The sequence below is a fragment of the Blautia sp. CGZ-1-C1 genome, assembly GCF_056504575.1.
The window spans coordinates 1-12,589 of the sequence record NZ_JBWLUT010000145.1 but is presented as its reverse complement, the minus strand read 5'-3'; the positions used below and the strand labels follow the sequence as shown (position 1 = coordinate 12,589).

At 43.0% G+C, this 12,589-nt stretch carries 10 protein-coding genes, 1 other RNA gene and 1 pseudogene; 3 read left to right on the top strand and 9 right to left on the bottom strand.

The features are described from left to right. Nucleotides 1-467 precede the first annotated feature (467 nt). The 3 genes and pseudogenes from AC058W_RS13680 to AC058W_RS13670 form a co-directional block, all read right to left on the bottom strand. Nucleotides 468-1,776 (bottom strand): annotated as a pseudogene (locus tag AC058W_RS13680) (ATP-binding protein). Nucleotides 1,777-1,924: 148 nt separating this feature from the next. Next, nucleotides 1,925-3,055 carry a prephenate dehydratase gene (pheA, locus tag AC058W_RS13675; protein ID WP_117676299.1) on the bottom strand — a complete coding sequence of 377 codons (1,131 nt, stop codon included), beginning with the start codon at nt 3,053-3,055 and terminating at the stop codon, nt 1,925-1,927. A gap of 6 nt (nt 3,056-3,061) precedes the next feature. Continuing rightward, nucleotides 3,062-4,297: a bifunctional folylpolyglutamate synthase/dihydrofolate synthase gene (locus AC058W_RS13670; RefSeq protein ID WP_479390203.1), complete on the bottom strand. Its 1,236-nt coding sequence runs from the start codon at nt 4,295-4,297 to the stop codon at nt 3,062-3,064. A 509-nt stretch (nt 4,298-4,806) separates the two neighbouring features. On the opposite strand from AC058W_RS13670, the gene AC058W_RS13665 reads away from it, so the two are divergent. The 3 genes from AC058W_RS13665 to AC058W_RS13655 all read left to right on the top strand — a co-directional run bounded on the left by AC058W_RS13665 (nt 4,807) and on the right by AC058W_RS13655 (nt 6,627). Next, on the top strand, nt 4,807-5,193 hold the full coding sequence (locus AC058W_RS13665) for a putative ABC transporter permease (protein ID WP_117676301.1): 387 nt from the start codon (nt 4,807-4,809) through the stop codon (nt 5,191-5,193). 79 nt (nt 5,194-5,272) lie between these two features. Further along, the gene (pyrB, locus tag AC058W_RS13660; protein WP_117676302.1) at nt 5,273-6,196 is read left to right on the top strand and encodes an aspartate carbamoyltransferase; all 924 of its coding nucleotides are present in this window, start codon (nt 5,273-5,275) and stop codon (nt 6,194-6,196) included. Continuing rightward, nucleotides 6,190-6,627, top strand: coding sequence for an aspartate carbamoyltransferase regulatory subunit (locus AC058W_RS13655; RefSeq protein ID WP_117676303.1), 438 nt, complete (start codon nt 6,190-6,192; stop codon nt 6,625-6,627). Before pyrB ends, AC058W_RS13655 begins: the two co-directional genes overlap by 7 nt. A 186-nt stretch (nt 6,628-6,813) precedes the next feature. Here the strand turns inward: AC058W_RS13655 and rnpB are convergent. The 6 genes from rnpB to AC058W_RS13625 all read right to left on the bottom strand — a co-directional run. Next, an RNA gene (gene rnpB / locus AC058W_RS13650) (RNase P RNA component class A) lies at nt 6,814-7,164 on the bottom strand. A gap of 46 nt (nt 7,165-7,210) precedes the next feature. Next, the gene (locus AC058W_RS13645; protein ID WP_118609615.1) at nt 7,211-8,878 is read right to left on the bottom strand and encodes a nucleoside kinase; all 1,668 of its coding nucleotides are present in this window, start codon (nt 8,876-8,878) and stop codon (nt 7,211-7,213) included. 119 nt (nt 8,879-8,997) lie between these two features. Then, nucleotides 8,998-9,780, bottom strand: coding sequence for a Nif3-like dinuclear metal center hexameric protein (locus AC058W_RS13640; protein ID WP_118247554.1), 783 nt, complete (start codon nt 9,778-9,780; stop codon nt 8,998-9,000). After that, nucleotides 9,767-10,474, bottom strand: coding sequence for a tRNA (adenine(22)-N(1))-methyltransferase (locus AC058W_RS13635; protein ID WP_117676306.1), 708 nt, complete (start codon nt 10,472-10,474; stop codon nt 9,767-9,769). The genes AC058W_RS13640 and AC058W_RS13635 overlap by 14 nt, the downstream gene beginning before the upstream one ends. Before the next feature lie 10 nt (nt 10,475-10,484). Further along, nucleotides 10,485-11,612, bottom strand: coding sequence for an RNA polymerase sigma factor RpoD (gene rpoD / locus AC058W_RS13630; RefSeq protein WP_117676307.1), 1,128 nt, complete (start codon nt 11,610-11,612; stop codon nt 10,485-10,487). 39 nt (nt 11,613-11,651) lie between these two features. After that, on the bottom strand, nt 11,652-12,589 hold a 938-nt coding region (locus tag AC058W_RS13625; protein WP_479390202.1), incomplete at its 5' end, for a toprim domain-containing protein.

The following is a 12,589-nucleotide window of genomic DNA, read 5'->3' as shown; positions in this document are numbered from 1 at the left end:
TGTACGCTGATAGATCTGTTCAATGATAATCAGTGGATTAGCAAGTTCCCTGAACGCACTGGTTCCGCAGGCACGATATTCATCTACGCCAAAATCCTGCATCAGACGTTTAAAGTCATTTAGCACTTCGCATAAAACATTCAGCATTTCCGAATCAATCTTTTCCCCGGAATAAACCCCTTTTCCAAGTTCCAGACTGTATCTGACATCATTCAGTTCCCGAAATCCGATTCGCTTTTTGACATCTCAAAAATTTTCATGCTTACTTCATAAGACCCGATGTCAATAGCTGCCAAAGGTCATAACTGCCATATGTATTCCCCCTTTATTATATAAGTTTAATCACATGACTCACTGCTCATCGCAACTGATATCTGTAAAATCGTATACCCCAAATTTCACTCAGTTTCATAACTTTTTTCTTACTCCCGTACTTAACAGGCAACAGAATAGTTATCAAATATTTTTTACTCCTCAACTTTTCCCAACAGATGATCAATAAACTGCTGTGCAGTTCTTCCTGTAAGACCGCCATGGGAAAGTTCCCACTTATTTGCTTCCAGAAGCAGTTCTTCCTCCGGCATGGTAATTCCGTTTCTTTGCGCAAGCGCTTTGACGATCGTCTGGAATTCTTTCTTGCTTGGCGCACCATGATCGATACGAACACCAAAACGATATACAAGAGAAAGTTTCTCCTGTACTGTATCGGAGGAATGCAGATCGTCATCATCCATAATTTCCAGCTTATCACTGGATTTTTCCCTTACCAGATGTCTTCTGTTACTTGTTGCGTAGATCAGAATATTATCCGGTTTCTTCTCCAGACCACCTTCAATGACTGCTTTCAGATATTTATACTCGATCTCAAATGCCTCAAAGAGAAACGTCATCCATATAAATGATAAATTTATAATTTCTGTTTTTGATCTGTGCGATCACATCGTTCAAATCCTGGAACTGATGCTTGTACACCTCAATAATTCGAAGTCCCTCATCATAATAACGGTTCAGGATTCCTTTGATACTTGAAGATTTACCTGTACCCGCATCACCAAACAACAGACAGTTGTTTGCTTTTCTGCCTCTTACAAAGGCTTCTGTATTCTCAATGAGTTTCTGTTTCGGAATTTCATAGCCTACCAAATCTTCCAGTTTAACATGAGCGATTCTTGTAATCGGCTGAATCTCTACATTATCATTCTCATCATGTCCTACACGAAACGCCTTATGTAATCCCAGTTTTCCTACACCGAAATCTTTATAAAACTGTACCATATCTTTCATAAATTCTTCTGTTGTTTCTGCTGCTGCCAGTGTTTGGCTCAGATCACAGATACGGTCTCTGATGCGGGAATTAAACATCTTACTGTTACTTCCGGTGTTTGTGTAATCCTTCAGAATCTTACAGCATAAAATTCCAAAAGCCTCATCCAATACTGTCAGGTCAAAGTCGTATAATTCTTTAAATACACCAAAATCATTCATAGCCAGTTCATTAATACTTCCGTTCACAGCCCCTCTGATCTCGCAGGCTGTACTGAAAGCATTTTCATTATTTACCAGAAGAAATGTCAGATAACAGTGCCACAGATTTCCGGAAAAGCCATAAGAGCCAGCCATTTCTACAAGCCCGTTGGCACACTCGAAAAACATTCCTTCCTTATCTTTCAGATCCGGCACTTTCTGTTCCCAGGCGTTCATCAGTTCTGCCATCTTATCAAGAATTTCACCATGTTCAAAGTTACGATATAAAATACATTCATTTAATCTAGCCATTATTGTTACTTCCTTTTATTTCATCATTTATGCATTTTGTCATTCTGCTACAAGCAAGTCCCTATACACTGCTTATTGCTTTTCACAATTGAAACAGGGGACTTCCTTGCTTTGGTTAAACCCGGTATATTGTTTGCAAAATAATGTACTAATAATTCCCCAGAATTCTCATTCTGTCAGCTTCCGCCTCGATTCCTCTCAGTGCATTCTTCACCGCACTGTCCTTTAAATTACCCTCGAAATCTACAAAGAATCTGTACTGCCAGTTCTTGCCTGTGATCGGGCGTGATTCAATCTTGGTCATATTCAGACCGTTATAGATGATATGAGACAGCATATTATAAAGTGTTCCGCTCTCATGAGGCAGTTCAAAGAAAATGCTGATCTTACGCGCATCTTTCACATAAATCGGCTTCTTACTCACAATCACAAAACGTGTGGCATTCTGTCCGTTATAGCAGATATTCTCAGCCAGGATTTTCAGCCCGTAAAGTTCTCCTGCCTGTCTGCTGGCAATCGCTGCCTGTGTCTTGTCATTATCTTCTTTGACTCTCTTGGCAGATCCGGCTGTATTTTCCATTTCTTTCTTCTTCCAGCCTGGATGAGCTTCCAGATATTTTCCGCACTGGGCAAGTGCCTGAGGATGAGAACATACCTGTTTAATATCATCAAGCTCTGCATCCGGCATTCCCAGAAGCACATGCTCCGGACGGATAACCTGCTCACCTACGATACTCAGATCATATTCTGCAAGAAGATCATAGATATCTGCTACGATTCCTGCTGTTGTGTTTTCAATAGGAAGAACCGCGTAATCCGCTTTTCCCTCTACTACCTTCTCCATAGCATCTCGCCATGTCTTGACATGGAAGCTCTTAATATCATCATGGAAATATTCTCTCATGGCAGCATAGCTGTATGCACCTTCTACCCCCTGAAAAACAACCGTCACATTATTTAATGGAAGCTTGTCTACCATTTCCAGTTTCTCATCATCTTCAACTCCATGTTCTGTCAGAAGCTGATACTGTCTCTTACGACTGATTGCCATAATCTGCTGAAAAAGCTCCTGAGCTCCAAGCTGGTTAAATTCTCCATGTGCCTTTCCTCTCAGAGTTTCCAGCTTCTGCCTCTCACGTTCCGGATCCAGAACTTTTTTTCCTGTACGGATCTTATATTCAGCGACATCTTCAGCTACCTTCATTCGCTGTTCAAAAAGGCGGATGATCTCACTGTCAATCTTGTCTATTTCGTCTCTGCATTCCTGTAAATTTATCATTCTTTGTTATTCCTTTTTACTCTTTTGAAATTTTTTATGCTCTTCCACAATATCCGTCATTTTCCCGATAAAGGAAAGAGAACCAAACGCAATGATCACATCTTCTTCTCCGACAAGTTCAAAAGCTTTCTCTACCGCATCTGCGATCGTATGCATTGCCTGGACATTCGGATTATATTCGCTGACAGCCTCCGCCAGTTCTTCTGCCGGCAATGCCCTTACATTATCCGGAGTCTGTATTGTAAGAATCTGATCTGCGAAATGTGCTGTCTTTTCGATCACACTTCTATAATCCTTATCTGCAAAAACTCCCATAATATAAATCAGTCGTTTTCCTTTGAAATAGTGCTCTATCGAAGCAGCCATCATATCCGCAGCAGCCGGATTATGAGCTCCATCCACCACAAATAATGGTTTCTTACAGATCACTGTGAACCTTCCGTTCCAGTTTACTGTCTTAAGCCCCTCTATCCGTTGCTTAACAGTAGTCGGAAAGCCCAGATTATTCAACACCTTCAAAGCATTCAGGGCAACTACTGCATTTTCTTTCTGATAAACACCTGCCAGTGGAATCTCGTAATCCTCTCCACAATATTGTATCGTCTGTCCAAGACAGCTCTCCTGAATCACCTGAGCATCAAAAGCATCTGCTACTGTACACTCTGCATTATGAGTCTTACAGATTTCCCGGATCACCCGCATTGCCTCCGGTTTCTGCATAGCAGTCACCACATGACATCCATCTTTGATAATGCCAGCTTTCTTTTCTGCAATTTGTGACAGGGTATTTCCAAGGAAAGACATATGATCCATACTGATTGATACAAGTACTGCCAGTAATGTATTCTTAATGATATTTGTGGCGTCCAGATTTCCGCCCATTCCGACTTCCAGCAAAACGAGATCACAATTCTCGTTTTTGAAAAACAGAAATGCCACAGCAGTCTCTATCTCAAATGCTGTGGGATGAGGATAACCATCTTTTGTCATGGCTGTGATGGCATCTGCCACCTGTGTGATATATTCTGCAAAACTTTCTCTGCTGATTCTGCTGCCCGTGACTTCCATCCGGCCTCTGTAAGAATACAGAGTTGGTGAAACATACCTTCCGATACGATAGCCTGCTTCAGACAACGTAGAATATAAAAAGGCAATAACAGAGCCTTTTCCATTCGTACCGGCCACATGAACATATTTAAGATCGTCCTGAGGATTTCCCAGACGCTTCATCAATTCCCGCATATGATCAAGTCCCAGTACACTCGGGATTTCTCTTGTAATTTTGTCTAATATAATCCCGACTCTCCTGATAATTCATAATATACTCCTCTTATTTTCTATGAGTTACACGTATTATTTTCTTCGAACCATTTCCGAATATATTCCCGATATGAGCATTTTCCCAATATGAATATTTACTCCGTTCACGGTTACCTTTCATACAATACGCCAAACGCCTCAGTCTTTTAATGTGATAACGTGGTTACTGTTCACTTCGTTCTCAGTAACACGCTTCGCGATGCACAGAATTTATGCTAATCGCATAAATTCGCGCCGTATGTCTCGGGATTTTGGCATTTTCATGCCAAAACACCTCGCGGGACAGTAGTGCGCGAACAGTAACATAACGTGGTTTCATTATATCCTACACGTATTTTTTTTTCAAGGCAGGCAATACTAGAAACAGTTAAAATTTATTCTGTTTATTGCTGTTCACAGAATAATCAATAATCTTAATTGGGAGGTTACTTATGAAAAAAGCATTTCTTTTCTGCGGACTGACCGGCTGGTGTATGGAAGTTCTCTGGACAGGTCTGCATTCTGTCCTTTCAGGAGAACTGACTATGACCGGAAAAACCTCTCTTTTAATGTTCCCCATTTACGGCTGCGCAGCCATCATCCGCCCACTTTCCGAAAAATTTTCCACATTTCCTTCTTTTGTGCGTGGCTGCATCTACTCAGTCGGGATTTTCTTTGTAGAATTCATCAGTGGCTCATTCTTACGTCATTTCCATATGTGTCCATGGAACTATTCTGACGCCCCTTTAAACTACAAAGGGCTGATTCGTCTGGACTACGCTCCGCTCTGGTTTGGAGCCGGACTCCTTTTTGAAAAAATACTCCAAAAACTCTCTTGAAAAAAGCACCTGATTATTATATGATGTTAGGAAGGATTATGTAACTGATTCCTGAACCAACAAAATATGGAGGTATGAAATGAGACACTTAATGAGTCCGCTGGACCTGTCTGTTGACGAGCTGAATACTCTTCTTGACCTGGCCAGTGATATTGAGAAACACCCTGATAAATACGCACATGTCTGTGACGACAAGAGACTTGCAACTTTATTCTATGAACCAAGCACCCGTACCCGTCTCAGCTTTGAAGCTGCTATGATGAATCTCGGCGGTAAAGTCCTTGGTTTTTCATCAGCCGATTCCAGTTCCGCTGCCAAAGGCGAAAGCGTTGCTGATACTATTCGTGTCGTATCCTGTTACGCAGATATCTGTGCTATGCGTCACCCGAAAGAGGGCGCTCCGCTAGTTGCTTCTATGGCTTCTTCCATTCCCGTTATCAACGCCGGTGACGGTGGTCATCAACATCCTACTCAGACATTAACTGATTTACTTACCATTCGTTCCTTAAAAGGACGCTTAGACAATTTAACAATCGGTCTGTGCGGTGACCTGAAATTCGGACGTACTGTTCATTCTCTGATTGAGGCACTTGTACGCTATACCAACGTAAAATTCGTACTGATTTCACCGGAAGAACTTCGCATTCCAAGCTATATCCGCGAAGATGTTCTGAAAAAGAACAATATTGAATTCCAGGAAGTTGAAAGACTTGAAGATGCCTTACCGGAACTTGACATTCTGTACATGACACGAGTTCAGAAGGAACGTTTCTTCAACGAAGAAGACTACGTACGCATGAAAGATTTCTATATTCTGGACAAGCAGAAAATGGAACTTGCAAAAGAAGATATGTACATTCTCCATCCACTTCCACGTGTAAATGAAATTGCAACAGAAGTAGATGCAGACCCGAGAGCAGCTTATTTCAAACAGGCACAGTACGGTGTATATGTACGTATGGCCCTGATTCTCACATTACTGGAGGTAAAATTACCATGTTAAATGTTGGAGCACTTCGCGAAGGTTATGTATTAGACCATATCAAAGCCGGTAAAGCCATGACGATCTATCATGATCTGAAGCTTGATAAACTTGACTGCACAGTTGCGATCATCAAGAACGCACGCAGTAACAAAATGGGAAAGAAAGACATCATTAAGGTAGAATGCCCGATTGAGAATCTTGATCTGGATATTCTCGGTTTCATTGACCATAACATCACTGTAAACATCATCAAAGATGAAAAAATCGTAGCAAAGAAAGATCTGAAACTTCCAAAACAGGTTGTTAACGTGATCAAATGTAAGAATCCTCGCTGCATTACCTCTATCGAGCAGGGGCTTGATCAGATTTTTGTTCTTGCAGACAAAGAGAAAGAAGTTTACAGATGTAAATATTGTGAAGAGAAATACACAGGTAAACGCAACAAATAATTTTGTTAATACCTCTTATTAATCATTACATAGCCGGAAGCTCCAGGTTTCCGGCTATCTTTTTACTCTCATAAAAGAAACCGTTCCCACATGTCCACAATCAGAAAAACTCCCGTTGCCTATGTAACTATGCTACACAGACAACGAGAGCCTCTTATTTTTATTTCTTCTATTATATACACCTTATACGCAATCAGACCGATAAGCCGGGTTATGTCATTGAGTGATCATCTGTCTAGGCCTTACGTTGCCATAAGGCTCGAGCGACCCACCTGAAAGCACGACGGGCAGCCGTATCGCTTTCTATTCGGTCTTGCTTCGAATGGAGTTTACATGTGCCCGGCCTGTTACCAGGACGGCGGTAGTCTCTTACACTACCTTTCCACCCTTACCCCAACAAGTGAGGCGGTTTATTTCTGTTGCACTGGTCTGGGAGTCACCTCCACCGGACGTTATCCGGCATCCTGCCCTGCGAAGCCCGGACTTTCCTCGTCTGAACCCTTTCGTCTGTTCAGCCGCGATCACCTGGCCTGGTTGCGCAAGTGCTATTCTAGCACGTTTTTTTTCACTTGTAAACAATTATTTACACATTAAAACAGCTTCCGCCAATGAACTCTCTCAGAATAGAATTATGTGGCACTGCCTCACTCGGCACCGGAACAAAATATTCAAAGAATTTCAATAACCGCTTTGCTTCGATATATTCCGGCTCACTTTTATCAATCCCAAACAGCAACGGCTCTGCATAAACTTTCAGACATGCCAGTTCATAGATCAGCGCAGAATTAAACATTGCATCTGCCTCTTCCTGGAACGGGAAAATATTCTGTTCCTCTCCCCTTCGCACAGACGACCATCTCGCGATTGTCTCTTTCGCAGAAGTTCCTCTGGTACGCGCATCCCTTACAATTCTACGGATCAGGCGTCCGTCTGTGGTCGGAATCCGGTTGTGTTCATCAATATTCAACTGTGTCAGTGCACTGATATAAATCTTAAATTTGCTTTCCTTTGGCAGAGCATAACTAAGCTTATCATTCAATCCATGAATTCCCTCGATTACCAGAACATCATCCTTCTCCAGCTGCAGGAAATCGCCTTTATACTCTCTTGTACCTGTCTTAAAATTAAATACCGGCATTTCCACACGTTTTCCATCCAGAAGTGCAAGCATATCTTCATTAAATTTCTCTACATCAATCGCTTCCAGACATTCGAAATTCTTTTCGCCAAACTCATCTACCGGTGTGAGATGACGATCTACAAAATAATTATCCACAGCAATAGGATGTGGTTTCATTCCATGTGCCGCAAGCTGAATAGACAATCTGTGAGAAAATGTAGTCTTGCCCGATGAAGACGGTCCCGCAATCATCACAAATTTCTTATTTCGCTCAGAAGCAATTCTGGCAGCGATTTCTGAAATTTTTGCTTCCTGCATCGCCTCCTGAATCAGTAGAATATCCTGAATGCCACCTCTGGTGACCTTTTCATTCAGTTCTCCGACCGTTGCAATATCCAGCTTATCCCCCCACTCCTGAGACTCCTTCTGTACATGAAAAACTTTTTCACGAGGCTTAAATTCCGGCACTTTATCCGGTTCTTTCTGTGTTGGAAGCTGAAGAACAAATCCACCCTCATACAAAAACAGGTCAAATGTTTTGATAAATCCAGTATGATTTGCCATAAAGCCATAGAAATAATCTTCAAAGCTCTCAATACTGTAAAGATTTACCTTAGATCCTCTGCGGTAATTAAACAGCAGTTCCTTGTCATACATATGATGTTTGTGAAAAAGCGCAACTGCCTCACTAGTGCTCACACTTCTCTTCACAATCGGGAGATTCGCATCTACAATTTTATGCATCTGTGCCTTTACCCGGTCTATAAAATCCTGGGTCAGTTCCATAGGACCTTTCATTGTAAAATAATATCCATCTCCAATAGAATAATGGATCACTACTTTGTCAATATTCTCCTGACCGGCTACATCATAAATCGCTTTCAGCAAGATCATAGTCGCACTTCTGCAATAGGTTTTATGACCGATCGGATCCTTTGTCGTCACAAACCGGATCTCACAGTCTGATTTCAGATGTTTATGAAGTTCTCTCAATCTCCCATCTGCCATTACCAGAATCACCGGTGCTTCTGTAGTACCTTCATATTCTTTCACAATATCCCCATAGGAAATCCCTTCCGTATACTGTTTTGTCTCTCCCTGTATCGTAACATTATACATTTTCTGTTCCATAAAACCTGCCTCCATTTCCAATATACTAACAAGGCAGCCATCCAACATCTATACCAGACAGCCGTCTGACTGCTCGACAAGTTAAGATTATTAACAGTTACTGTAGGCAAAAGCCCGTATCACAAAATCGTGTACGGGCTCTTTACTTTCGCGCAGGAAATCTTCAGATTCGGAAATGCCTGCGTCAGCTCTTTCTTCATTGCATCCATAAAAACATACTCAGTTCCGTAGTGTCCGGCATCAATCAATGCCATTCCCTGCGCAACGGTATCAATTCCTGTATGATGATCGATATCACCGGTCACGTACACATCCGCACCTGCCTTGATGGCATCCTGGATCATGCTTTTACCTGATCCTGTACAGACGGCTGCACGTTTTACTTTTCCGTCCAGATCTCCGTAAACCTTTACATCATTTAATTTCAGAGATTCTTTGACAAGTTTCGCATACTCCCTCAGAGTCATCTCCTGAGGAAGTTCACCGACTCTTCCGAATCCCTGTGTCTCACCATTTCTCTCTTCCGTTACAGAAAGTACTTCTGCATCGTGCATCTTTGTATATTCAGCGCTCAAGTCAGCCATACCCAACACATCATAATTCGTATGCATCGCATAATAGACAATGCCTTTCTGAATCAGCGTAATGATCTTTCTCCCGGTAAAACTGTGATTATTGATCTTCTTAATCCCGGAAAAAATCATCGGATGATGGGTAATGATCATGTCTGCCCCATTCTCTATCGCCTCTGCCAGCGTCTCCTCTGTCAGATCCAGCGCCAGGAACACATGGCTGATCTCATTTGTGTCGTCTCCTGTGAGAAGTCCTACATTGTCCCAGTCCTCGGCTGCATCTGCAGGATATTTTTTCTCAAGCCAGGAGGTCAGTTCATATGCTTTCATATTCTTTCAAAGCGGCAATAATAGCTTGCCTTTCCTCCTCTACCTCACCAGCCCGTTTCTGAGCATTTGGTGCATTTTTTAATTTTTCAAGAATTTCATCGCGGATTCGAAGCTCTCTGTCCAGATATTCCTTCAGAACCGGATGTTTTCGTTCAAGGAGAAGTCCGCCAAACCACTCTTCTAAAGTATAAGGCGTATCCGGAAGAATATTCTCCTCTTCTCCATGAATCACTTTCATCATAGGATAAAATTTGCCATCTTCCCGGATCAGTTCTTCCTCCACGATCTGCCATCCGATTTCTCTGATAAACCTACGAAAATGCGGGATATCTGACTGCGGCTGCAAAATCATTTCCTTAAAGCTCTCTCTGGCCTCTTTGCCATCAGTAAGAATCCTCTCCATCAGAGGGCCGCCCATTCCTGCAATCACAAGAGTGTCACCCTCCCCCGGTTTCAAAGCCTCAAGTCCATCGGAAAGTCTGGTTTCTATGTACGCATTCAGTCCATACTGCGAAATATGCTCCTGCGCTCTTGACAATGGTCCTTTTCTTACGTCCATTGCAATCGCTTTCGGAATTTTTCCATCCAGATAAAGAGCTACAGGCAGATATCCATGATCGCATCCCACATCTACGAGTCTGTTTCCCCTGGTCACCAGGCCTGCTATCGCAGACAAACGTAATGAAAGCTGCATAACAGGCTCCTTAGTCCAGATAATCTTTCAGCTTGCGGCTGCGGCTCGGATGACGAAGCTTACGGAGAGCCTTTGCCTCAATCTGACGGATACGTTCTCTTGTTACATTAAATTCCTTACCAACTTCCTCCAGTGTTCTGGCACGTCCGTCATCCAGGCCGAAACGCAGACGTAATACTTTCTGCTCTCTGTCTGTCAGTGTGCTCAGTACTTCTACCAGCTGCTCTTTCAGAAGTGTAAATGCTGCTGCATCTGCCGGTACCGGCACATTATCATCCTGAATGAAATCTCCAAGATGGCTGTCCTCTTCCTCACCGATAGGTGTCTCCAGAGATACCGGCTCCTGAGAAATTTTCAGAATCTCACGTACACGTTCTACAGACATGTCCATCTCTGCCGCGATCTCTTCTGGCGTAGGTTCACGTCCAAGCTCCTGCAGTAACTGACGGGAAACGCGGATCAGCTTGTTGATTGTCTCAACCATATGCACCGGAATACGGATAGTACGTGCCTGGTCTGCAATCGCTCTTGTGATTGCCTGACGGATCCACCATGTCGCATAGGTACTGAATTTATAACCTTTACGATAATCAAATTTCTCAACCGCTTTGATAAGACCAAGGTTTCCTTCCTGGATCAGGTCAAGGAAAAGCATTCCACGTCCTACATATCTCTTCGCAATGCTGACAACAAGACGAAGGTTTGCCTCTGCCAGACGTTTCTTGGCAGCTTCATCACCCTTCTCCATTCTCTTGGCAAGTTCAATCTCTTCCTCAGCGGAAAGAAGCGGAACTTTACCGATTTCTTTCAGATACATACGAACCGGATCCTCAATGCTTACACCTTCCGGAACAGAAAGATCGATCTTATCAAGCTCAATCTCTTCCTCATCCAGTTTATCGATGTCTGCATCGTCATCATCCAGAATCATATCATCTGCGTTGCCATCTGTAATTCTAAGCACATCCACTCCACTGGCTTCAAGAAAGTCAAATACTTTCTCCATCTGTTCAACTCCCAGTGGCTGGTCTTTAAAGAAGTCATTGATCTCCTGGTATTCCAGTACATTCTTTTTCTTCTTGGCAAGCTCCAGAAGTTCTACCAGTTTTTCACTGAATTTACCCATATTCATTTCCATATGTGCTCTATACCTCCATATAGTGTTTATATTTTATCCTTATTCGAAAGAAATATGCAGCTGCTGCCGTTTTCTTCCGAGATCTTCCAATTCTTTCTTTGCTTTTACAAGTTCCTGCAGTCCCTGGATATCTGTCGGATCCCAGGTTCTGTTTCTCTCCTTAAGACTCTCGTCCTTAATTCTGAGTACAGCATCCGAAAAAGCCCGGTTCTGTTCCTCAGGAGTCTCCAGATGGATTGTCGCATTGAAAAGGGAAGAAACTTCTCTCTGCTCTTCGCTGTCAATAAAAGCATTCATCAGTCTGGCCGGATTCACATCTCCGTCCTTATGCTGCTGATAGAGCATCTCTGCCACCTGTCTGTATAGCGGAACCACGAAATCCGAAGGCTGGATATATTTCTCAACCGTATCGAAAATGCCTGGATAAGTTACCAGCCAGGTAAGCATCAGCTTCTGTGCTTTCTCCGCTGCGCTCTCCTTCTTCTTTGACTGTACTGTACCTACGGGCTTCGGCTGGATCCTCTGTTCTGCCGGAGTCCCTTTCATAGCAAGGGCAGCAACTCTCTTTTTCAGATCCTCCACACTGATTCCACTGCTTCTGTAATCTTTCACAATTGCTTCTATATAAAGATTTCTCTCCAGTTCATCTGAAAGTTCCAGCAACATCTGCGCACACCGTTCAAAGAAACGGTTCTGTCCCTGCGGTTCCTCCATTGGGAACTCCCGCTCTGCCATATGAACGCGGAACATAAAGCTGTCCATAGCCTGTTCCAGACGTTTCTCAAACTCCTCAGCTCCAAGTGCCTTGATAAATTCATCCGGATCCTTGTGCGGCCTGAGATTCACCACCCTGGAAGAAACGCCGGCCTCCCGAAGAATCGGAATCGCACGAAGTGCAGCCCTCACACCCGCATCGTCACTGTCATATAACAGTAAAACCTCCTGTGTATAACGCTTGATCAGGCTTGCATGTCCTG

Excerpts from the sequence above, each read along its gene's own strand:
- AC058W_RS13640 (WP_118247554.1), bottom strand. The coding sequence starts at position 9,780 with ATGAAAGCATATGAACTGACCTCCTGGCTTGAGAAAAAATATCCTGCA.
- AC058W_RS13670 (WP_479390203.1), bottom strand. The coding sequence starts at position 4,297 with ATGCGGGAATTGATGAAGCGTCTGGGAAATCCTCAGGACGATCTTAAA.
- pyrB (WP_117676302.1), top strand. The coding sequence starts at position 5,273 with ATGAGACACTTAATGAGTCCGCTGGACCTGTCTGTTGACGAGCTGAAT.
- AC058W_RS13645 (WP_118609615.1), bottom strand. The coding sequence starts at position 8,878 with ATGGAACAGAAAATGTATAATGTTACGATACAGGGAGAGACAAAACAG.
- AC058W_RS13635 (WP_117676306.1), bottom strand. The coding sequence starts at position 10,474 with ATGCAGCTTTCATTACGTTTGTCTGCGATAGCAGGCCTGGTGACCAGG.
- pheA (WP_117676299.1), bottom strand. The coding sequence starts at position 3,055 with ATGATAAATTTACAGGAATGCAGAGACGAAATAGACAAGATTGACAGT.
- rpoD (WP_117676307.1), bottom strand. The coding sequence starts at position 11,612 with ATGGAAATGAATATGGGTAAATTCAGTGAAAAACTGGTAGAACTTCTG.
- AC058W_RS13665 (WP_117676301.1), top strand. The coding sequence starts at position 4,807 with ATGAAAAAAGCATTTCTTTTCTGCGGACTGACCGGCTGGTGTATGGAA.
- AC058W_RS13655 (WP_117676303.1), top strand. The coding sequence starts at position 6,190 with ATGTTAAATGTTGGAGCACTTCGCGAAGGTTATGTATTAGACCATATC.